At 57.1% G+C, this 21,729-nt stretch carries 22 protein-coding genes; 10 read left to right on the top strand and 12 right to left on the bottom strand.

Features of this window, described 5'->3' with window-relative positions; translation table 11 throughout:
• Window positions 1-62: 62 nt before the first annotated feature.
• The 9 genes from gcvPB to OHL23_RS02250 all read right to left on the bottom strand — a co-directional run bounded on the left by gcvPB (window position 63) and on the right by OHL23_RS02250 (window position 12,694).
• On the bottom strand, window positions 63-1,586 hold the full coding sequence (gene gcvPB, locus OHL23_RS02290; protein WP_263350155.1) for an aminomethyl-transferring glycine dehydrogenase subunit GcvPB: 1,524 nt from the start codon (window positions 1,584-1,586) through the stop codon (window positions 63-65).
• 8 nt (window positions 1,587-1,594) lie between these two features.
• A complete protein-coding gene (gcvPA, locus tag OHL23_RS02285; RefSeq protein ID WP_263350154.1) occupies window positions 1,595-2,944 on the bottom strand; it encodes an aminomethyl-transferring glycine dehydrogenase subunit GcvPA in 1,350 nt (449 codons plus the stop codon).
• Between the two features lie 145 nt (window positions 2,945-3,089).
• Entirely contained in the window at window positions 3,090-3,479 is a 390-nt protein-coding gene (gene gcvH, locus OHL23_RS02280; RefSeq protein ID WP_263350153.1) for a glycine cleavage system protein GcvH, read from the bottom strand.
• 189 nt (window positions 3,480-3,668) lie between these two features.
• Window positions 3,669-3,962, bottom strand: a complete 294-nt coding sequence (locus OHL23_RS02275; protein ID WP_263350152.1) for a muconolactone Delta-isomerase family protein — start codon at window positions 3,960-3,962, stop codon at window positions 3,669-3,671.
• A 62-nt stretch (window positions 3,963-4,024) separates the two neighbouring features.
• A complete protein-coding gene (locus OHL23_RS02270; RefSeq protein WP_263350151.1) occupies window positions 4,025-6,133 on the bottom strand; it encodes a VWA domain-containing protein in 2,109 nt (702 codons plus the stop codon).
• Window positions 6,134-6,136: 3 nt separating this feature from the next.
• Window positions 6,137-9,244 carry a carboxypeptidase-like regulatory domain-containing protein gene (locus OHL23_RS02265; RefSeq protein WP_263350150.1) on the bottom strand — a complete coding sequence of 1,036 codons (3,108 nt, stop codon included), beginning with the start codon at window positions 9,242-9,244 and terminating at the stop codon, window positions 6,137-6,139.
• Between the two features lie 54 nt (window positions 9,245-9,298).
• Window positions 9,299-11,041 (bottom strand): M56 family metallopeptidase, encoded by a 1,743-nt coding sequence (locus OHL23_RS02260; protein WP_263350149.1) that lies wholly within the window; start codon window positions 11,039-11,041, stop codon window positions 9,299-9,301.
• Window positions 11,042-11,044: 3 nt separating this feature from the next.
• A complete protein-coding gene (locus OHL23_RS02255; protein WP_263350148.1) occupies window positions 11,045-11,425 on the bottom strand; it encodes a BlaI/MecI/CopY family transcriptional regulator in 381 nt (126 codons plus the stop codon).
• A gap of 132 nt (window positions 11,426-11,557) precedes the next feature.
• Window positions 11,558-12,694, bottom strand: a complete 1,137-nt coding sequence (locus tag OHL23_RS02250; protein ID WP_263350147.1) for a TIGR03435 family protein — start codon at window positions 12,692-12,694, stop codon at window positions 11,558-11,560.
• 42 nt (window positions 12,695-12,736) lie between these two features.
• On the opposite strand from OHL23_RS02250, the gene OHL23_RS02245 reads away from it, so the two are divergent.
• On the top strand, window positions 12,737-12,994 hold the full coding sequence (locus tag OHL23_RS02245) for a hypothetical protein (protein WP_263350146.1): 258 nt from the start codon (window positions 12,737-12,739) through the stop codon (window positions 12,992-12,994).
• A gap of 116 nt (window positions 12,995-13,110) precedes the next feature.
• Window positions 13,111-14,058 (top strand): vWA domain-containing protein, encoded by a 948-nt coding sequence (locus tag OHL23_RS02240; RefSeq protein ID WP_263350145.1) that lies wholly within the window; start codon window positions 13,111-13,113, stop codon window positions 14,056-14,058.
• 157 nt (window positions 14,059-14,215) lie between these two features.
• Here OHL23_RS02240 and OHL23_RS02235 read toward each other — a convergent pair whose 3' ends face one another.
• Window positions 14,216-14,650, bottom strand: coding sequence for a cytidine/deoxycytidylate deaminase family protein (locus OHL23_RS02235; RefSeq protein ID WP_263350144.1), 435 nt, complete (start codon window positions 14,648-14,650; stop codon window positions 14,216-14,218).
• Between the two features lie 205 nt (window positions 14,651-14,855).
• The gene (gene gcvT, locus OHL23_RS02230; RefSeq protein ID WP_263350143.1) at window positions 14,856-16,001 is read right to left on the bottom strand and encodes a glycine cleavage system aminomethyltransferase GcvT; all 1,146 of its coding nucleotides are present in this window, start codon (window positions 15,999-16,001) and stop codon (window positions 14,856-14,858) included.
• Window positions 16,002-16,200: 199 nt separating this feature from the next.
• Here gcvT and OHL23_RS02225 point away from each other — a divergent pair, with 199 nt between their 5' ends.
• The 3 genes from OHL23_RS02225 (at window position 16,201) to OHL23_RS02215 (ending at window position 17,393) form a co-directional block, all read left to right on the top strand.
• Window positions 16,201-16,398, top strand: a complete 198-nt coding sequence (locus OHL23_RS02225; RefSeq protein ID WP_263350142.1) for a hypothetical protein — start codon at window positions 16,201-16,203, stop codon at window positions 16,396-16,398.
• A gap of 59 nt (window positions 16,399-16,457) precedes the next feature.
• Window positions 16,458-17,084 carry a TMEM175 family protein gene (locus OHL23_RS02220; protein ID WP_263350141.1) on the top strand — a complete coding sequence of 209 codons (627 nt, stop codon included), beginning with the start codon at window positions 16,458-16,460 and terminating at the stop codon, window positions 17,082-17,084.
• Between the two features lie 153 nt (window positions 17,085-17,237).
• On the top strand, window positions 17,238-17,393 hold the full coding sequence (locus tag OHL23_RS02215; protein ID WP_263350140.1) for a hypothetical protein: 156 nt from the start codon (window positions 17,238-17,240) through the stop codon (window positions 17,391-17,393).
• Between the two features lie 16 nt (window positions 17,394-17,409).
• On the opposite strand, the gene OHL23_RS02210 is transcribed toward OHL23_RS02215, so the two are convergent.
• Window positions 17,410-17,898 carry a hypothetical protein gene (locus OHL23_RS02210; RefSeq protein ID WP_263350139.1) on the bottom strand — a complete coding sequence of 163 codons (489 nt, stop codon included), beginning with the start codon at window positions 17,896-17,898 and terminating at the stop codon, window positions 17,410-17,412.
• 177 nt (window positions 17,899-18,075) lie between these two features.
• Between OHL23_RS02210 and OHL23_RS02205 the strand changes: the two genes are divergently transcribed.
• The 5 genes from OHL23_RS02205 to OHL23_RS02185 all read left to right on the top strand — a co-directional run bounded on the left by OHL23_RS02205 (window position 18,076) and on the right by OHL23_RS02185 (window position 21,728).
• Entirely contained in the window at window positions 18,076-18,354 is a 279-nt protein-coding gene (locus OHL23_RS02205) for a hypothetical protein (RefSeq protein WP_263350138.1), read from the top strand.
• Between the two features lie 332 nt (window positions 18,355-18,686).
• Window positions 18,687-19,940, top strand: coding sequence for a glucose-1-phosphate adenylyltransferase (gene glgC, locus OHL23_RS02200; RefSeq protein ID WP_263350137.1), 1,254 nt, complete (start codon window positions 18,687-18,689; stop codon window positions 19,938-19,940).
• Between the two features lie 163 nt (window positions 19,941-20,103).
• Window positions 20,104-20,391 carry a type II toxin-antitoxin system Phd/YefM family antitoxin gene (locus OHL23_RS02195; protein ID WP_263350136.1) on the top strand — a complete coding sequence of 96 codons (288 nt, stop codon included), beginning with the start codon at window positions 20,104-20,106 and terminating at the stop codon, window positions 20,389-20,391.
• A complete protein-coding gene (locus OHL23_RS02190) occupies window positions 20,388-20,822 on the top strand; it encodes a putative toxin-antitoxin system toxin component, PIN family (protein ID WP_263350135.1) in 435 nt (144 codons plus the stop codon). Before OHL23_RS02195 ends, OHL23_RS02190 begins: the two co-directional genes overlap by 4 nt.
• 174 nt (window positions 20,823-20,996) lie before the next feature.
• Window positions 20,997-21,728, top strand: coding sequence for an RNA polymerase sigma factor (locus OHL23_RS02185; protein WP_263350134.1), 732 nt, complete (start codon window positions 20,997-20,999; stop codon window positions 21,726-21,728).
• Window position 21,729 lies beyond the last annotated feature (1 nt).

Here is a 21,729-nt window from a genome sequence, read left to right as displayed (position 1 = left end):
AGAAAGCCCCTCGTCTTGATCGAGAGGCTTATACTTACATACATTGTGACCTGCGAGCTGAGTTACTTCGCGGTCGGTTTCCACCGCAGAATTGGCTTGCGTGCCGCTGTTACCTCGTCCAGACGCGAAACTCGTGTCGAATGGGGCGCGGTTTTGACCAACTCCGGATCGTCTTCCACTTCCTGAGCAATGGCGCGCATGGCGTCAATGAACAGATCCAGCTCTTCGCGCGATTCGCTCTCCGTTGGCTCGATCATCAGCGCGCCAGAGACGATCATCGGGAAGCTCACCGTGTACGGATGGAAGCCGTAATCGATGAGGCGTTTGGCGATATCGCCTGTGCGGACTCCTTTCGCGGCCTGACGTTTATCGCTGAAGACGACCTCATGCATGGACGCTGTCTTGTAGGGCAGTTCGTATACGTCTTCCAGCTTCTTGCGGATGTAGTTCGCGTTGAGAACAGCGTCTTCCGTGGTCTGCCGCAGTCCGTCCGGGCCGTTGGCCAGAATATAGGCCAGCGCGCGGATAAACATGCCCGTATTACCGAAGAAGGCGCGGACGCGGCCCACGGATTGCGGCCGGTCATAATTCCAACCCTTCTGGCCGTTCTTGTCCGTGACCAGCACCGGAATCGGCAGAAATGGCTCCAGAAACGCCTTGCAGGCAACCGGACCGGAGCCGGGACCGCCACCGCCATGCGGCGTCGAAAAGGTCTTATGCAGATTGAGATGCATCACGTCGACGCCGAAGTCGCCGGGGCGGGCCTTGCCGACCAGCGCGTTCATGTTGGCGCCGTCCATGTACAACAGCGCGCCCTTGGCGTGAAGAATATCGGCGATCTTGGCGATATCGCTCTCGAAGACGCCAATCGTCGATGGGTTGGTGAGCATCAGCGCGGCAGTGTCTTCGTCCACCATGCGCTCCAGCTCTTCGAGATCGACCATGCCAAGAGCATTGGATTTGAGGTTCTGCACCTCGTATCCGCAGTGTGCTGCCGTGGCCGGGTTGGTGCCATGCGCCGAGTCGGGAATCAGAATCTTGCGGCGCGGATTGCCCTGCGACTCATGCCATGCGCGGACCAGCATAATGCCCGTGAATTCCCCGTGCGCGCCTGCGGCAGGCTGGAGCGTGATAGCGTCCATGCCTGTGATCTCGATCAGGCAGCGCTGAAGCAGGTCGATGACGTCAAGCTGACCCTGCGAAAGATAGTCGGGACGGTAGGGATGTGCTTCCGCCAGGCCCTCAATCCGCGCGACCAACTCGTTGACACGCGGGTTGTACTTCATCGTGCACGAGCCCAGCGGATACATGCCGAGGTCGATGGCGTAGTTCCACGTCGACAGCCGGGTAAAATGCCGGATGATCTCAATCTCGCTCAGTTCCGGCAGTTCGCCAGGCGTCTTGCGGTGCGCTTCACCCAGCAAGGCGGCTGGATCGACTTCGGGCACATCGAGCTGGGCAAGCCGGTAAGCGCGCTTGCCGGGTGAGGATTTCTCGAAGACCAGGGCTTCGTTCTGCGTCTGATGCGGTCGAACCTTCCCGAGCGTGCGTGCGGAAGTCTGCGGAGTGGTTGGGGTAGTTGTCATGGAATCTCTCAGGCCTCCACCGGTACAGCTGCAAGCAGGCGGGCAGCGGCGTCAATCTTTTCGCGAGGAACGATTTCTGTTGTGCACCAGAGCGTCGCATTCTTCATCTCAGGGTACCAGCGGCTTATGTCGATGCCGCCGACGATGCTTTCGCCGCGCAGGCGCTGTCCCCATGCCGAAGGAGCTTCGTCTGTCTGAAGCACAAACTCGTGGAAACGCGGCGCGCCGTGGAAGCGCGGCTTTGCGCCGGGAATGGCGCAGAGCACCTTCTCCGTGTACGCGGATTTGGCCAGGTTATGCTCGGCCAGTTCGCGAATGCCTTCTTTGCCGTAGATGGTGAGGAAGATGGTCGCCATCAGGGCAACCAGCGCCTGGTTGGTGCAGATATTTGAGGTCGCCTTTTCGCGACGAATATGCTGCTCACGCGTGGAGAGCGTCAGCACAAAGCCGCGATAGCCGTTGCCATCAACGGTCTGGCCGACGAGACGGCCGGGCATCTGGCGCAAATACTTTTCCTTCGCCGCAATGACGCCGACATACGGGCCGCCATAACTAAGAGCAACGCCGAAAGACTGTGCTTCCATGCTGACGATGTCCGCCTCGACGGGAGGACGCACAACGCCGAGAGAAACAGCTTCGGCGATGGAGACGACCAGCAGCGCGCCCTTGGCGTGGGCGATCTCCGCGATAGCCGGAATGTCCTCGATGATCCCGAAGAAGTTCGGCGACTGCACCAGAACGCAGGCGGTTTCATCGGTAATAGCGGCTTCCAGCGCGGCGAGGTCGATGCGCCCGGTTTCGTTATCGTATCCCACGACCGAAGTCGGCAGGCCCTGGTGTTTGGTGTAGGTTGCGAGGACTTCGCGGTACTCCGGATGAACCGTCGTCGCGATCACAGCCTTGTGCCGTCCCGTGACGCGAACGGCCATCATGACGGCTTCCGCCGCGCCCGTCGAGCCGTCATACATGCTGGCGTTGGCTACGTCCATGCCGGTGAGTTCGGCGATCATCGTCTGGAACTCGAAGATGGCCTGCAGCGTCCCCTGCGTAATCTCAGCCTGATAGGGCGTGTAGCTGGTGAGGAACTCGCCGCGCTGGACGAGGGAATCGATGATGACCGGGCGGTAGTGGCGATAGGCTCCTGCTCCGAGGAAGCTCGTGTGCCGGACGGTGTACTTAGCAGCCGCTGTGCGAAACCACTCGATAATCTCGCTCTCGCCGTGTTGGCGGGGTATGTCGAGGTCGCGATTCAGGCGGTACTCTGCGGGGATCACCGAGAAAAGGTCGTCGATGGAATTGGCGCCGATCTCTTTGAGCATTTCAAGACGCTCGGCGGGGGATTTGGGGAGATAACGCATGTTAGCTTCTAGCTCCTAGCTTCCAGCTTCTAGCCAAAAGCACGGTTTGTTCTGTTGATTCAAATGCTTGATTGAACGCAAATTAGAATCTGCGGTCAGTCCTCAGCCAGAAGTCAGTGGCTAAAAGCTGAGGACTGGGTATTTATTAGTGTCCGCCCTCTTCGGCGATAAATGCCTCGTACGCCGCAGCATCGAGCAGGGAATCCACCTGTGCTGGATCGGAGAGCTCCACTTTGATGATCCATGCGGTGTGGGCGTCTTCGTTGATCTTGTCCGGCGAGGAACTCAACTCTTCGTTAATCGCGGTGACGGTACCACTGACGGGCGAAAAAAGATCGCTGACGGCCTTTACGCTTTCGACCGAGCCGAATGTCGCGCCACCGGTGACAGTGTCGCCGATTTTAGGCATCTCCACGAAGACGATGTCTCCCAGGGTGTTTTGCGCATAGTCGGTAATGCCGATGGTGCCGATATTGCCGGTTACGCTAAGCCATTCATGTTCTTTGGTGTACTTGTAATCGGTGGGGTAGGCCATTGGCGGTCCTTTCTGGAATTCGGGTCTGGAATCGGATTGCGGGCTTCGATCTCGGTTATGGCTTCCGTTGGATGCCGGTCTGGGGCGAAGCGGTGCAGAATGCGCCTGACCTCGAAAGCCGAAACTATAGTGTAAGACCTCCGGCTCTGGCGCGGAAATTTGCGTAACGCCGCAAATCGACAACGGGAGTTAAGCGGCTGGGCCGAACCCCGGATACGGTTCGAGGGGAACGACAGCGACAATCTCCAAAAGTCCCGCCTGGAAGAGCGGCAGGCTGGCGAGCGCGTCGCGTACTTCGGCCTCCGAGGCTGCCTCCCAAAGAATGGTCGCGCCGGGGGTATCGCCGCGCTTCCATATCTCGCGTAGAATGCTGGCGGCGTAGAGTTCGCGAACGCGTGCGGTTTCACCGCGCAACAGTTCGGGGGTGAAGGCATCGGGCGGAAACTTATCGGTCAGGCGGCGGCTCAGCGAAAGAAATTGCATGAAGATATTGTATCGAGCGCACTGGACGACCGCGTTAGATAGGTCACGCCCCGGCACAATAGTTACGGAACAATCTTGATCGGAGCCTCCCAGAAAGTACCTTTCTGCCCGCTGGGGTCGAGGACGGTCACCTGGCAGTCGTATTCGCCGGGCGCAAGCGACTTAAGCGGAATGCTGAAGGTAAGCGGCGTCATGCCCAGGCGGCTATCCGGCTGCGGAGTTACCAGGATCGGCTGCGACTCATAGACTTTCGTTTGTGCATTGAGAAAGGTAACGTATGCGGCCAATGGCTGTGCGCCCGCCGCGCCTTCATAAGCCTGCAGGTAGACGAGCAAATCACGGCTTCTGCTGAAGACGCGCGTCACGCTGGGAATCAGCTTTTGGCCATTCTGCACGAGAGGATTGACCGCTGCTTCTTTGCCCTGATCCTTCGCCTTGACCGCGTTATAGAGCGCATCCTTTAGATCAACGCGCTGACTGCTGAGCACCACAGAGCTGATCGGAACCCGCTTCAGCTCCTTGTTCAGGTTAGGAATGGTGAATGTAGTCTGATACGTTCCGATTCGCCCTGTTTCATCATCGCGCGCGAGAAACTTGATCGTGTATTTGCCGGGCAGCAGCGTAAATCCAGCGTCATACTCAATCGGCCGTTTGGCAAGCTCAAGGGCCGTCGCGTCGCTCAGCTTGATATTCACGTTGTCGCGTAGATTGGTCACCGTCGTGCCGCCGTAGTTATCCTTGATTTCACCAATAAAATCGATGAGCGTATGTTCAGCGCCGCCACGTTTGGCGAGCGCGAGTTCGCGTCCCGGTATCTTGACGACAATCGGCACGAAGTACTCTGCGCGATTCAACTGAAAGTAGTTGATCTCGATGGAAATAGTAAGTTCCGTAATCGGATCGCCGAGCATGAGCGCGTCTTCGAGTTGCCGCTCCTTGTCAACGCTGGTGAACTTATTGAACTGCTTGTCTGCGTAGTATCCCTGCCGATAATCGAGCGCCGCGCCCAGTTCAGGGCTCACGGAAATCTTGATGCGGCGGAATCGTCCATCCTGCGTGGGATTGGTGGTGTAGTAGCCGAGAATGTAGTAGTTCGAGACGGCCTGCTGCGCCTGCACGATGCCGCGCGTGAGGTCGTTGTTATCGAAGAGCGCCTTGCCGCCCGTGTCGCCCGCGAGCGCGTAGAGCGTGTCCTGCGACTGCTGGAAGTTGGCGGTGATTGCCTGCGCCGCGGTTCCGGAGTACATGCCGATGTTACCCGGCGAGCCTTGTGTTGCGTCTCCCAGCGGCGCTTCCGCAACGAGTCCGCGCGCGTCGATAGGCCAGAACGATACGCCCGCGCGGATAGCCGCATCGATGGTGGCGTGAAGCTGCGCCTGGTTATCGACGCCATTGAGTCTAAGCCCGCTCGCAAAGTAAATCAGCGATTTCCTTTCATTCAAGAAGCTCAACATCTTCGCCGCTGTTTGCAGCGCGGAAAGCTGCCGGTCGGTATTGAAGACATTGAATTCACTGTCGTCCTGACCAAATGCTGCGCCTGTGTCGGAGGCGCTCGCGTCATCGGCGGCCTCGGCAAACTCCTGCCCCTCGCCCACAACGAGCGTTTCAATAACACTGAGCAGCCGATTGCGGTCATCGGTAAAGTCCTGCAGAACATCGACAGAGCCGCCTTGATACCGCAACAGAGCAATAAGATCCGATGATGTCATCTGCGTGCGAATAAACTTCTGAGCAGCCGCAAGCGCACGCATCTGGTCGGCGGCCGGCATCGCTGTCATGTCAAAATAGAGCGCCAGCAGGCGGCGATCCTTGTACTTCACATTGCTCTGCTTTTCGCTCGCGATCTGGCTGTTGGCAAGCCGCTTGTAGATCGTGATGTCTTCCTTGTCTGCCGGAGTGACCGGCAGCGGATTTGGTGTCTGCGGAAGCTCCTGATGTTCGCAGAATCGGATCGTCTGCGTCACACCATCTTCCGTGACGGTGAAGTCCTTCGCCGTCAGTCCGTCAATCGAATTACCCTTCTTGTCTTTTACGATCACAGTCTCGACAACCAACTGCGTTCCGGTCGTAATTGTGTAAGTACCGTTGGCATTCGATTGCACATTCTGACCCGTAACCTGCGCAACAGCAGGCAGGGTTGCCAACACGAGCATGGACGCGAGCAATCGCATACGTTAAAACCTCAAGCGCAGCGTAGCCTGCAGGCTGCGCATTGGATTGGCCGCTGCGGGCAGTCCAAATTGAGTGCTGTTGATGGTGGTGTTCCACGCTGTAAACACGCCATGATTCAGCAGATTGGTGCCATCGATGCGGACGTCGAGATTGAGTTTGGAATCGAACCGGGACGCGAGCCGGAATGTTCGCGACATCGAGCCATTCAAACTGAATTGTCCAGGTCCGGTAATGGAGTCTTTGCCGGCAGTTCCCCATTGACCCAGTGCAGGCGCCGAATACGCCGCAGGATTTAGATGCAGTCCCGAGGGAGCCGCGCTGACGGATTTGCCCGTGAAATCAGGGCGAATCGTGCCGGTCACGCCAGTGCCCGGCACGGCCGCAAGATAGATCGGTGTCTCGGGCAAACCTGTCCCAGCGGCAATCGTCGAGAGGATTGTCCACTCCTTCAGCAGCGCGCCTCTCCAGCCATTCATCAGCGTGCCGCCGCGCAGCCCCATGCCCGATGTGTATTGCAGTTGAAGGTTCAGCAGATTGCGCTGGTCAAAGGTCGATAAACCGCGCTCCGCTTTGAGATTCAGCCAGTTCTGCGCGATGACGGGAGCAGCCTGCGTCGATGTAGGACTGGTTGAGCCCGCAGCTACTGGGCCTTGACCGCCGAGCACTGAGTCGTCATCCAGAGATTTCGCATACGTGTATTGCAGCGATGCTGTAAAGCCGCGCCGCAATCTCCGCCGCAATTGGACCATCCCCGATTCCCGCGTGGAATCGCCGTTGGAGGTGCGATAGACGAACCCAATCGGGCAGCCCGGGCATGGATTGGCAGCGCCTATCGGATATGTATTGGGCAGGAACTCCTGCACGCCTCGCGTTCCTTTGATGCCGAGATAAGTTGCCGTCAATTGCAGCGCGGCAGGCAGGTCGCTTTGCACAGATAGCTGCCATACCTGCGCATAGCCGACGCGGAAATTGGGGTCGACAGCGAATGTGTCGGATGTTGTCGAGGAACACGGGTTGAACCCGTTCGCTAGCGTCAGTGGGCACGCCGTGCTGTTTTGCACGCTGAGGCTCTTGGAGAGCGGCGCTTGCTGCGCCATCGATAGCGCAGTTGACTGATACACCGAAGTATCCGAATAGATTCCGTATCCTGCGCGCACGACGATGGAAGAACCGGAGATTGGACGCCAGGAGATTCCAATGCGCGGCTCAACCAATCGCTTATCTGGGCGAATGAGCGAATCGGGATATTTCTGTCCAGTGAGTGGCCCGACAGGATCGCTTGCAACCACCGGCGCCACGGCAGCGAAGCCGTCCGACACATCCAGATTCACAAGCCGGCCAAATGACTCTGTAATCGGCGCGCCGTATTCCCAGCGTGCTCCCGCATTGATGGTTAGTTCGGGACTTACCCGGAAGTCATCCGTTGCATAGGCGTCGTAGACAGATTCGCGAAAGTACTTGTCGGCATTTCCGTATGCAATCGCGCTGGTATCCGGAATCCCCAGCAGGAAGTCTGCGAAATCCGATCCGCCAGTAGGAACGCCGTTGACCATGCCCTGCGTAGCGGCTCCAGTGAAAGCAAATGCGCCGCGCGGATTTTGCTGCGTCAGGTAATTGAACTCCTGCCTTCGAAAATCGACGCCGAACGTCCAGTAATGGCGAAGATGATTCCAGTTCATCGAGTACGACACGGCGTTGGTTTCGTTGCGATTCAAGGAGCTTTGCGTATCGGACAGCCCAGCGATGCCGCTCGAAAAAGTCAGCGACGGAGGACCCCAATCCGCCGGGTCCTGGTCGTTGCCGTTGATGCCGGCAGCACCGGAGACATTCTGCCGATTCTCGAAGTAGGGCGTAACGCCCGTTCGCAGCCGACTGAATCTGTATCCGGTTGTCATCAGCATCTCGTGGCTGATGCGATGTGTCCAGTTCACGTCGGAGTTGATGCCAAGCGCATCGGTCCTGTCTAGAAACCCGAACAGGTTCGTATTTCCGGAGCGTGTGCTTTGAAAGGCAAACCGGCCGAATAGCTGATTCTTCGCGCCAATCGACTTATCCAGCCGCGCCTGCAATGAGTCCTGATGCGTGCCGGAGAGAACCGGGATTTGGTAGTTATAGCCCGAGTTACCCGTAACGTTGGGCAACGGATACAAATTCAACAGCGTCTGCGCTTGAGGACTGATGGGAGCTACGTTGCCGGGAAACGGAAGACCTGTCGCCGGGTCGAATATCTGGATCGGCTGGCCCTGCGCATTCAGGACGTCCGAGAAGTCGCCGTTGCGCTCCGCCATATCCGGAACTAGGCCCGGCAATGCCGTTGATGTTTGGCTTCGCATCCATTGATAGCCGACAAAGAAGTTAGGGCCATGCCAAAGGAGATGAGGGATTCGGATAGGTCCGCCGAGAGTCGCTACGCCTGTCACCTGGTTATACGCGGGCTTCGGTATCTCCAGGCCGCTTAGAGAATATGGCCGAGCATCGAGCGCGGAGTTATCGAGGATCAACGCGAGACCGCCGTTATAAAGCCCTTTGCTGCCATTGCGGGTATTGCCGAAGGCTTGCGAAAGTGCAAATGGAGAGGACGCCGCGTTGTTCACGCTGCCGTTGATAAGAAGTCCATCATTGGCGCGCTGATCAGACTCTTCCTGCGGCTTCGCGGGATCAGGGGGTGGCGATGTGGCAACACTCATCTCTTGCGGCTTTGCGGCCTCGCCGTTGTTCTGCGTGGGTATTGCGACGGCGGGTGTTGATGTCTGAAGCTTCGCCTGGGCCTTGATTTCTTCGAGCGGTAACAGCTTCGACTCCCATGTCGCAGCGGGCGCGTCCGGCGAGACTACGACCTCTTGCTTAAGTGGGACAAAGAAAAGCTTCTGGACTTCAATCGTCCATGCGCCATCCTTCAGGTCAGGAAAAGAATAAACGCCACGGCTGTCGGTGATGGTGGCGAGCTTATCAGTTCCGCGAGTCGCTGTGACAGTTGCGCCGGGCAGCGGCAGGCTGTTGAACGTTACCTGGCCGTGATGTTCAGACGCTACGGCGTACATTGCCGCAGAAAGGCATGCCAGTAAGCAGAGCAGACGTAGCAGATTGTAGGTTCGCCGCAACGAGATCAACTGAGTGGCTCCGACCAGGTGTTAATTTGGTGCGATACGGATTCATTGCAAAGGCTAGTTAGCCGAGGGCTTCTCAATATGGTCGATCACGATGACATCGACCGGCCCCTTTTGTGATTCGAGTTTGAGACCTAGCTGTTCCTGCAACGCTGTGAACAGGTCCGGCTTGTTGGTGTCAGGTGCAGCAGAGCTTCCAGACGCGGAATTGTCGGGCCCTATCGGCCCTGTTTGAGCAGGCGTCCATTGCAGGTGAAAGTCGTAACTGCCGGTAAGGCCGGTCTTGTCGAGGATCGTGTGTCCAAGCTCCGGCTGCTCCGACAGCACATGGCCAAGAAATTCGATTTTGACGTTCTCTCCCTGGAAATCGCCAAGGCCGTTCATCCTGACGCCGCCGTGTTTTTCGCCGGTCTGTACTGGAGCCTCTTTAAGCTTCAGACCACCTTTGGCGACTGTCAGAACATATACCGTCATTTCTCTTGTTTCGTGATGATACTTGAGATTGAACCGATCTTGCAGCACAGGCAGGAGCATTTTCACGCGCTGCTCAGGCGCCAAGTTATCCAATTTTGGCAGGTCAGCTTCGGATACCTTGGCCTCGACGTTGAAGCGATCTGTATTGGCCCAATTTGGCGATCCAAAGATTCGGCTGTTATTGACATCGAAAGCCTCTCTCAGCATCATCTGAAGTGGCACGCCGCTGAGAGAAAAGCCACCCTTGCTGAGGAGAAATCCAGTGCGATTGTCGTCCGATTTGTTCGGCTTGATCGACACTACTTCAAATTGGGGGAGTTCGGCTGATGAATCCTCAACCTTGGTTTGGGCGAAGATTTGCGTCGTATGCGCAAGCCCGAAAACGATGGGTATGACAATCGCTACAGCTGCGACGGCACTTAACAGCAGTTTTCCACCCATGCTGAGGTTATTGCCGAGGCGTCCGGTCATGATGCGGACAATGCGCTGCTTGAGGTCTGAGCCAGTTACGCCGGAGGCGCAGGCAAGTGGCGACTCAATATAGAACTTACAGACATTGAGAATTCCCTCCGCATACACTTCGGCGTTGTTGCCAGATTGCAACACGGCTTCGTCGCAGGCGCGCTCGCGCTCTTCGATCAGACGTGTTCTGATCCACCAGATCAGAGGATGAAACCAGAAGACCGTTTCAACGGCCATGTGCATGGCAAAGGTGAGGTTGTCGCGCCGCCGGACATGGCACATTTCGTGCGCGAGGATGGCCTCGAACTGAGCCTGCGTCAGGTGATTGGCAATTCCTTCAGGCAAAAGCAACACAGGCTGAACGATGCCAAAGACGCCTGGCTCAACAAGCGATTTCGAAGAGAGCACAGGCACAGCGGCATCCAGGGCGTGCCGAGATGCCATTTGTACCGCTGCGTGCAGTTGCCACCATTTCAGAGCCCAGATGCAGGCGAAAATCAAGACACCTGCCGCCCATACCGACGCAGCTGCAGCAGGCCAGAAGCTGGCTTTGTGCAGCGTCACGGCTGGAATCGCAGTCGAAAGCAACTCAGTTTGTGGAAACGGCTGCGTAACCCGCTCTACGACTTGGGATACGATTGGCTGGGACGCGTGCAGAGCAAACATGGCTCCCATGCGCTTGCCGGCTTCGATCAGCAAGGAGAAGGGCATCATAAACTTCAACGATGCACTCAACCAGATCCAGTAGCGCGTGGAGGCTTGGTTCTTTCGCAACGCGAAGGCAAGCATCCACGCCGCGAGTACAAACAGTGTCGATTGCCAAAGGTGGTTGGCAAGAGCTGAGATCCAGTTCGCGTGCATCATAGATCAATCCTCCTTCTTCGATAACTTGCGCAGCGCCTTTTCGGCTTGTTTCACATCTTCCATGGAGAGCTTTCCTGACTCCACGAGGTGCGCCATCAGCGGTTGCGTGCGGCCGCCAAACAAGGCCAGCAGTTCATCGATCAAGCGGCGCTGGGCGGCATCGCGCGAGACTGCGGCTGAAAAGATGTGGAAGTTTCCGACCTTCTTGATTCGCTGGACTACATCCTTTGTTTCGAGGCGGTAGACGGTGGTCTGAATCGTCGTGTAGGCGGGCTTGCGCTTCTCCGGAAATGCATCCTGAATCTCGCGGATGGAGGACTCGCCTCGGTTCCACAGCACTTCCATAATCTGAAATTCGAGTTTGGATAGTTTCGGCGCTGACATTTCGCTCTCCTATGCTTGTGTGAATAATTACTACAATTGTATGTTTTACGTCAAGCAAGAATTGCAGGCCTGTCAGTGCGAGCCAATCCAACATTGAATACAAGCGAATTGCCGGTCGAGAACACGCCCCCGCTAGTTTGCCGAAGGCTTCTCAACCTTATCGATGACGATCACATCGACGGGGGCTTTGGTCGCCTCCAGCTTCAACCCAAGCTGCTCCTGAACTGCGGTAAACAGGCCCGGCGGCGCGTCGGGCTTGTCGCTCGGCGGAGGTACTTTGACGCCCAATCCAACGAATTGCGACTCATCCGGCGTCCAATTCAACGTGAAATCAAAGCGCCCCGTGAGTCCGGTCTGATCCACCACCGGCTTGTCGAGAACAGCCGATTGAAGCAGCCCGGCGAAGTCCTGCATCGTCGCATTGGCGGCAGGCAGGTTGCCGAGGCCTCGGAAGAACATGCTTGGCAAGCCGTTCGGGTCGCCCTGACTCTTGGTCAGCTTCGAGCCGCTTTTGGCAACTTCGAGCGCATAAATCGGGAGTTCTTTCTTATCGTGATGAAAGGTAAGTTGGAAGCGATCGGCCAGCAGCTTTTGCAGCATTGCTTTCCACTGCGTATCATTGGGCCTGCCGGGCGCATCGGGCTGCGCGGTTATGTCGAACTTATCGGTGTCCACCCACGCTGGAGCGCCCACGATCTGCTTCGGATGTAATCCATAAGCAAAGGTGAGCAGACTGGTGAGTGTCGTGTTCATCGTCGTGAATTCGCGGCCTCTCACTCGGAATCCCCGGCCTTGCGTATCCGGGTTGCTCGGCTTGATGGTGGCGACTTCAAATTCCGGAGAAGCGTCAGCAGCCATCGGCGGAATCTCCGGCGGAGGCTCGGGAATCGTCCAGGTGGTTGCGGGAGTGGCTTTTGCAAAGTTGAGCGGCAGCGGATTGGGGCCCTGGCTCCAGGTTCCGGCGATGGAGTTGCCGTCAGCGCTCAACTTTCCCTCGTACTTACCGCCAATCATAGAGACCGCGAAGTTAAAGGCAGTTCCCTGCAAGGAAATCGTAGAAACGGGAATGGGCTGCCCGCCTTGATCGATACTGTAGTTCACGGCCTTCAGCGTTCCGTCAGCCGCCTTGGAAACCTTCAGGACAATGCGGAGTGATTTGCCGCTGCCTACATCGAGTGTTCCCTGCCATGTCCCGGTGACATCCTGGGCGAGCAGAGCGAGTGGTGAAATCAGGGCCGTCGCGACGAGGCTAAGTAGAAGCTTCTTCATGGGCAATCTCCCTCTATGCTGAATCCTGAAAACTCTGGAGTTATGGCAGTTTGGACGAACGCTGGTGCGGAACGCTCGCAAAACGCACAAAAATTCATCGCTTTTTCAGGCGTGGGCTGGAACCCGGAGTCAGGTACGAATCAAAGTTACGACTCAAGGGCTTCCGCGAGTTCCCGGAAAATCAAGGCTCTCCGGGAATTAACCCGAAATCGTCCGAAATTCCACTCCCGCATCCTGTTCATTTCCGCCGCAGCGCTGAAAATCCCTGGTATCCCTGTTTTCAGCTTATTTAAGGGATAGGATATGGCTTTGAGTCCCTGACCTTCGAGATGCGTCTAACAGATAGTGGGTGTGAAGTGAGTTGAATTGGCGGGCCGTTTACAGCCGACATTCACGCCTCGAAGGGAGCATTTCGTATGAAGAGATTTGGAATTGCAATGTATGTTGCCGCCGGGGCGCTACTGGTGTCCACGTCTGCATTCGCGCAGGGAGAAAAAGATGGCCAGGGGCAGGCGATTGTGACAATTTTGCCCAAGCATGACGGAGATCAGGCGCCCAATGTGTCGGCGCAGGATCTGACGATCAAGGTGAACGGCAAAGACACCAAAGTGTCGAACTTTGAGTCGCTGCGGAACGCGACCGATCCGATCGAGCTTGTGGTACTGATCGACAGCTCGGCGCGCACCAGCCTGGGACGCCAGTTCGATGACATTACACAGTTTGTGAACACCCTGCCGCCAAATGTCCGGGTGACTCTCGGATACATGATGAATGGCAACGCCAACCTTACAGGTCCATTTACCACCGACCACGCTGCGGCGCTGAACGGGCTGCGTCTTCCAGCGGGTGGAGCGGGCGTCAACAGCAGCCCGTACTTCTGCCTGTCGGACCTGTCCAAGCGCTGGCCCTCCCGGGAAACAAATGTGCGCCGTGAAGTGGTGATGGTGACCGACGGCGTGGACGAGTATAACCGCCGCTACGATCCGGAAGATCCATATGTGCAGGCGGCGATCAACGATGCAGTGCGTGCCCATCTGATCGTTTACACGATCTATTGGACCGACCGCGGCCGTTTTGACCGGACGCAGTATGCCAATAATGCAGGCCAGAACCTGATGCTTTCGGTTACCCAGGCGACCGGCGGCAAGAGTTTCTGGGAAGGAATGGGAAATCCAGTCTCCTTCCAACCGTATTTTGAGGAACTAACGCGCAGATTCAAGAACCAGTACGAATTGAGCTTTGCGGTTCCGATGAATGGCAAGCCGCAGATTGACACGTTCAAACTGAAGTTCAAAGCCGCTGGATCAGAAGTCGACGCACCAGAACAGGTGTTTGTTGCCCGGCCGGGTTTGGCGCAGGACTGATATTACACTTTGCGAAGTGCACCACCCAGATATCTCAGGGTAATGCGCAGGGATATCTGGGAACCGGCTTTCCTGGCATTTCACCGCCCGGAAGCCGGTTTTTCATGTTCTTTCAACGCCGTGACTCTTAATCGCCGATCCTGGGTCCCGGGTCTGTTCACCGGGATTCAAATGTCTTGATTGCACTCTTGATCTCTTCGCTATAGTGCATACGATCGAGCGCCGAGATATTCATCTGATTCAGAACTACAGTGAATATGCCATCAGGCAACGCATAAGCCCCAGCCCAGTTGGAAGCAAATGCTCTTGCCGGCGCCTGAATCGTCCACCCATGTGCCATTTGAAATGCTCGAAGGATCACCGCGCATCGGGGGCACGGTTCCAGGCTGGTAAGTATTGTGTGCGGATTTACCCAGGCAATTGCTCCCAGAGTGTTGATTGCGTCGACTTCCGCGTGGATTCCAGTGCCGCTGTTGTACGTGCCAGTAGCCACAAGATTGGCGGCTGCGTCGAAAATCCGGGATGTGACAACGAGTGGCGCTGCTGCGGGCCACGGAGTTACGGTGAGATTCTGACGGGTGTGATCGGCCATTGCCTGGAGTGCGGCTCCAGCCCGTCCATTAGCGCCGTTTAACCATGGAGCTCTTGATTGTCTTCTCCCACCCGCAAGTAACATGCGCCATCGCCTCCTGCTAAGGAATCGAGTGCGACTAATGTAGCACCGTGAGAGGCTGATTGGCTCGTTACCTTTGCTAGAAGATCTGGCAAGTTAGCCAGCTACCACCTAAAGCCTATTTTTATTTCTTGATCCGCTTATAGAACGGCGTCGAAACCTGCTTTGCACGGACCTTATTCGTGCGGACCTGCACAAAGACATCTTCCTTGCTCTCGGCGACAGATGCAGGTACGTATGCGTAGGCAATGTTGGTCTTCAAAAACGGCGCAGGCGACCCGCTGGTGACAACGCCGATCTGCTCGCCCGCTTCGTTGAGCACCGGGTAGCCGTCGCGGGCGATGCCTCGTTCCACCATTTCGAGGCCAACGAGCTTGCGCGCCGGGCCGCCGGATTCCTTGACGGCGAGCAGCGCCTCGCGCCCGAGGAAGTCGGAGTCTTTTTCGAGCTTGAGCCAGCGATCGAGGCCAGCTTCGAACACGTTCGTCTGGTCGGTGATCTCGTGTTCATAGAGAGGCATTCCCGCTTCCAGACGCAGGGTATTGCGTGCGCCCAGGCCGCAGGGCAGAATGCCGAACTCTGTGCCGGCTTCGAGTCCGGCGTTCCAGACCTTCTCGCTGGTGACGACGTCGGAGGGGACGTAGATTTCGAAGCCGTCTTCGCCCGAGTAGCCTGTGCGGGCGATAAGCGTGTTGTAGACCCCGGCTACCTGACCAAAAGTGAACCAGTAGTTCTTGATCCCAGCGAGATCGACTTTGGTTAACTTCTGCAAGGTCTCCAGCGCTCGTGGACCCTGAATGGCGAGTTGCGTGTAGTAGCTGGAGTAATCGCTGATGTGGATGCCAGGCATGCCGCCCACCTGCTTGCGAATCCAAGCGTAGTCCTTGTCCTTGGTTCCGGCATTGACCACGAGCAGGTAGTCGTTGTCGCCGAGCTTGTGAACCAGAATGTCGTCGACGAAGGTGCCCTCGGGCGTGAGCAGCGCGGAATACTGCGCCTGACCGTCTTTGAGGCGCGAAGCGTCGTTCATGGTGATGCGCTGAACTGCAGCCAGCGAATTGGGCCCGCGAAACTGGATCTCGCCCATGTGGCCCACGTCGAAGAGGCCAACGGCTGTGCGCACGGCCAGATGTTCGGCGATAAGACCGGAGTACTCAACCGGCATGTCCCAGCCGCCGAAGTCGACCATCTTCGCCTTTAGGGCGCGATGCGTGGCATTGAGGGCGGTCTGTTTCAGTGCGGGAACAACGGGTGCTGGTGTAGTCGACATGGGATTACCTCGCGGACAAAATACCAGGGCCGCGAATTGACGTATGGTCTGCGCCCCGGTTCCTGTACCTTTATTGAAGATAGGGATTCCCGGAGCGCTCGGTCAAACTTCGTTTTCATTGCATGAGCTTTTCTACCCAATTCATGGTGGGCGCTCCCCGGGTAATTTCGGCCAAATTCTGCCAAAGAGGGGGTGCCGCATGGGCGACAAGGTTCGGGGCGCAATTGCCATCCTGGTGGGAGCCTTTGCGCTCTGTCAGAGCTACATGCTCTACAAGGGATTTCGCCGCGACTGGCATCTGTGGCTGGAGCTGGCGGCAGGCGCTGTGTTGATTGTGCTGGGCACATGGCGAATCAGACGCAAGCCGGATGATCCGACGGAAGCACTGCTGAAGTAGAGAGGAAAGGCAGCATAGGAAGCCCAGGGTAAGCTGGAGCGAAGTGAATTTCCGGTTGCATGGCGACACTCTACAATGCGATTCAGGGGCGCAGTCTGGAGCGGATGGCCGCCTTAAGCGACGGCATCTTCGCCGTGGCCATGACACTCCTTGTGCTGGATATCCACATCCCTTCGGCAGAAGCTGTTCACTCCGAAGCGGAACTATGCCGTGCGCTTGCGGCGATGGCGCCGCAGTGGATTGCGTATTTGATGAGCTTTCTCACGCTCGGCATCTTCTGGGCTGGGCAACAGACGCAGCTTAACCACATTCGCGAGGGCAGCCGCGATCTGACGTGGATTCACCTGGGATTTCTCTTCACCATCACGATGCTGCCGCTCTCGACACGTCTCCTCGCGGAATTCATGACCTACCGAACCGCCCTGCTGCTTTACTGGCTCAATATCCTGCTGCCGGGCGCAATGCTGTATTGGAGTTGGACCCACGTAATCCGCCAGGCCTTGATCAAGGACGAGACGACCGTCGAGGTGCGAGGCGCAATCTGCCGGCGCGTGCTCATCGCCCAGAGCCTGTATGCCTTTGGCGCGTTGCTCTGCGTAGTGAGCAACTATGCGAGCATCGGATTCATCGTGCTCGTGCAGTTGAATTACGCAATTGCTCCACGATTTGGGAAAAGACTCGGGTAACGGGAGCCGATATCGGACATCTCCCGGCCTTCAGGTCTGAAATTGGATTCCCAAAATGCAGCTTGGATAACAACTTGCGCCGCAAAGCCGGGTCTTCACACGTGGCGGCTTGCTCGGTCTAGAACACCGAAATGTGGCTCGCGGAGGAGAATCATGATGGCTGTTTCTTCTAGTTCTTTGGCTTTGCTGACCCTTGCTCGCTTTGGGGGCGGCCGTGGCGGCGCGAATTTTGTGCTGCTGCTGATTGGAATCGGTTTCGCCGGACTCCTGGTTTGGGCGATTCAGCGCAGCGGAAATCGGACAACGTAGCGTCGTCTTTTCGTCGTCACTTTCGCCGGGCTCGCCAGAAAGCGCTGACGGACAGGTAGCCGAAGATTGCCGTGAGCGCTACAGCCATCAGGAACCGCGAATGCTGCGGACCGGCGATCCAACTCAGCCTGGTGCGAAAGATGTCTTGTGCAAAGTAGAGCCCAAAGAGACCGAAGAAAAAGCCGGTCACTTCGAGCCACAGGATTCCGCCAACGCGGCCAAATGGGCGTAAAAAGCCTCCCATGCCCCGGCCGGCGGCGCGCGTCAGCTTGTGCGAATTCTTGCCAATCTCGCGGACTTTTTCTTTGTAATCAGGTTCTTTGTAATTCGGCGCAGGGATTGGCCTTGACGGCTGTTGGTGCGCAGGCGTACCAACAGCCCGGCCTGCATTTTCAGCCTCTGTCTGGGCTTTTCTTCGCGCAGCTTCTTCAGCGCGTTGCTGCGCGATGCGTCCCGCGACGCGCACCCCGATGCCCAGTTTTTTCCCAAACTCGTTCGGATTCATCCGCATCTAAAGTTTAGCAGTGCCTCGAGGAGACGCGTTTCCCACATTTTGTGGTGCTTCCCAGTTGCCGTAGTCGCGAGTCAGAAGTAAGGTAGAAGAATCCTGGCCGTACCCGAGCTGGCGCTCCTTGTTCGCAGTTGGGCTTGAATTGGGGCGCAGTCCATGCCGGAGGGAAAGATGAACCCACGCTTGCGCGACCTGATCCAGCAGCTTGGAGAGGCCATTCATGAGTCCGTTATCGAGTCAGAACAGATCGCAGGGGTGGTGCAGAACATCCGCCGCCACGGTTTTGACGTGATGCTGATGCTTGAGGCTACCATTGGCCTTAATGATGTGACCACCGACGCCGATCCCTCGGCTCAACAGGACGATCAGGAAAACGAAGGCGGTCCTTTTACCTCGCACGATGTGAATTTTCTCAAGTCGCTGAGAATCTCGGTCGAGGGCGAGGAATAGAGCTTTCCGGATTAGTATCCGGATTCCTGAGCGTGTTTCGTCCCGGCACTGATACGGTTCTCAATTAACGTGCGTGGCCCTGGGTTTTTGTCCGGTAGATTCGCAGGCTGTTGCTTAACTTCTATTTTCTAAACGATCTCTCATCTCTGCCCTATTTCCAGGTGTGCAAATTGCCGTGACCATCTGTGACATCGCTGTGGTATTCTCGCCCGTCTGGTAACACCATTCATTTTTCGGTTGCCAGAGAGGCCACCGTACCGCAGGGCGGAATACGGTTTCGCCTTGAGAGATGCCGCGGGACAAGTGGCGGAAAAGGGAGAATTGGCACTCAAATGAAAGACACTCTTGGAGTCCTGTTAGCAGGCGGCGCCGGTGAACGACTTTTCCCCCTGACTCGCGACCGCGCCAAGCCCGCCGTGCCATTCGGCGGGCATTACCGCATCATCGACATCACACTCTCCAACTGCATCAACTCCGGGCTGCGTAAGGTTTACATCATGACGCAGTACAAGGCGTTGTCCCTCAACCGGCATATCCGCGAAGGCTGGTCGGGAATCGTGGCGCAGGAGCTTGGCGAGTTCTTTGAAATCATGCCGCCCATGCAGCGTACCGGCGCCAACTGGTACATGGGCACCGCGGATGCGGTCTACCAGAACATCTATTCCATCGGATCGGAACAGCCCAAGTACGTCATCATCCTCTCCGGCGACCACATCTACAAAATGGACTACAGCCGGATGCTGGAGCATCACAAGGACACGAACGCGGAGGTCACGCTTGCGACGTTGCCCATCGCTCCCGACGAGGTCTCTCGTTTTGGCGTGGTGGAAGTGGAGCAGGGCGGCGAGATCCTGGGTTTTGAAGAGAAGCCGAAGTCGACCGCGTTCCGTTCGCCGTTCAACCCCAATTCCGTGGATGCCTCGATGGGCATTTACATCTTCAATACCGAAACTCTGCTGAAGGAGCTGATCGCGGACGCGGAAGATCCTCACTCCAAGCATGACTTCGGCCACAACATTCTGCCCAACGTTCTCGGGAAGAAAAAGATGGTGGCCTATAACTTCGTCGATGAGAACCGGCAGCAGGCGCTCTACTGGCGCGACGTGGGAACGCTGGACTCGTACTACGACGCCAACATGGACCTGTGTTCCGTTTCGCCGACCTTCAACCTCTACGACAAGCACTGGCCGATGCGAACGCGCGTGCGCCAGTATCCGCCAGCCAAATTCGTATTTGGCGAACCGGGACGCACCGGCAAGGCCGTCAATTCGGTGATTACGGCAGGCGTGATCATCTCGGGCGCGGAGGTGCGGAATTCGGTGCTCTCGCAGGATGTGCGCGTCAATTCGTACTCTGAGGTCGACTCCAGCATCATCTTCAGCCACGTGAACATCGGCCGGCATTGCCGTATCCGCAGGGCGATCATTGATCGCGACGTGCAGATTCCCGAAGGCACCGTCATCGGCTACGACCCGGTTGAGGACAAGCGCCGCTACTTCGTCACGCCGTCCGGGCTGACGATCGTCACCCGCGACCGTTCGCTCTTTGAGAATCCAGTCGAGCCGGAGTTTCAGGAGCGATACTGACGCAAGCAGAAGAATTCATTCGCAATCGACGGGAGGGCGCAACGTGCGCTCTCCCGTTTTTTGAATCAAGAAGAGTTTCTTCCACTTGTTTCTAACAGAGCGTCTTGCCTAAATAGCTATTCTAGCTATTATAGTGAAAATAGCTAGTTTTGAGGTGAGAGCGATGGTGACGATGACCTCCGTAGAGGCACAAAATAGCTTTGGGAAGCTGCTCGACACGGTCCAGCGCGAAGCTGTGGCGATTACTCGTCATGGACGTCCCACGGCCTTTGTTGTATCCCCGCAGGACATGGAAGAGCTACTGGATTCGCGGCGCAAACGCAGCAGTGCCGTGGCCGATCTGGAGATGTGGAGAGCAGAGGCCGCAAAGCGCGCGACCGCTGCGCAGACGGCAGCTACAGCCGCGTTGACTGATGAGGATGTGACCCGCATGGTGCATGAGGCTCGGTGAGGCCTATTCAACGGGTCATTCTGGACACAAGTACGCTGGTGAGCGCCGCGCTCCGCGCAGGGTCGATACCTGAGCAAGCCTTGCTGAAGGCGTTGCGCACCTGTAATGTTTGCGCCAGCATGGAAAGCCTGTATGAGCTGACACAGGTGCTTGATCGTGAAAAGTTCGACCGCTACCTCGACAGGGATTCGCGCAGCGCTTTTGTCGCGCTGATACGCCGCACAGTGCAAATATTCGCAGTGCAGGAAATAGATATTGGAGTTATTGATCCCCCTTGTCGCAACTCCAGAGACAACAAGTTTCTGGCTTTGGCGTTGGTTTCCGAGGCCGATGTTCTGGTGAGCAGCGATGAGGATTTACTGGTATTACATCCTTGGCGCGGGATGCCGATCATAACCCCAGCCGAGTTTCTCGGCGGCTATGCTGCATGATGAGAAAGCTCGATTCGAAGCTCATGGAACTAACAGCCCTTGTGCTCCGTACAACCTGCTATGGGATGCGCAGGTACAATTAGTTGGTTCAATGCCGGGATCGCAATTCCAGAGCGAAAAGCGGCCAGTACGGGCAGCCGTCCTGTAGCCGCGCCGCCGGAAATCGGACCAGCGTTGAAAACGCCGAAGCCCTGGCGATCGGACGCTGGGCCGTCCGGTCCGGCGCGCAGGGTTGTAAATGAGCCCGTCGGCCGCTTGGGCCAGGGCGAGACCGGGCAACTGGGGATCAGGCGAAGCATGGAGGCAGGCGCACAGGTGGAACCCGACTGGTCGGAAGTCGTGCGCCGGTGCCTCTCCGGTGAATCGCCAGCCTGGACAGAGTTGGTCCGGGCGCACCACCGCCGCGTATACGCGCTCTGCTATCGCTTTACCGGCTCCGGCACCGAAGCCGAGGACCTGACCCAGGAAGTCTTTCTCAAGATCTATTCGAATCTGACCAGCTTCGACGTTTCGCGTGGCAGTCTCCAGGTCTGGATCACCACCCTGACCCGCAACCTGCTCGTGGATCATTTCCGCCGTACCCGAAATCTAAGAGTTACCGGCTCCCTCGACGACGGTTGGGACGAAACCGGCGAATTGCGCCCAATCGACCGTCTTGAGGCCAAGGGGCCGACGCAGCACGATCAGGCAACCCGGCGTGAACTCGAAAAGATGGTCCAAAATGCTCTCGCGCAGGTCTCGCCCGAATTGCGCGAAGCTGTTATTCTGCGTGATCTGCAAGACATGGATTACAAAGAGATTGCCCAGGTGCTAGGCATTCCGGAAGGGACTGTAAAGTCTCGTATCAGCCGGGGCCGCGCGGAACTTGCGCGGCTACTCGAACGTAACAAGAAGGAGGTGATGTAGT

The sequence above is a fragment of the Acidicapsa acidisoli genome, from assembly GCF_025685625.1.
Lineage (GTDB): Bacteria > Acidobacteriota > Terriglobia > Terriglobales > Acidobacteriaceae > Acidicapsa > Acidicapsa acidisoli.
This window is presented reverse-complemented; position numbering and strand designations above follow the sequence as displayed.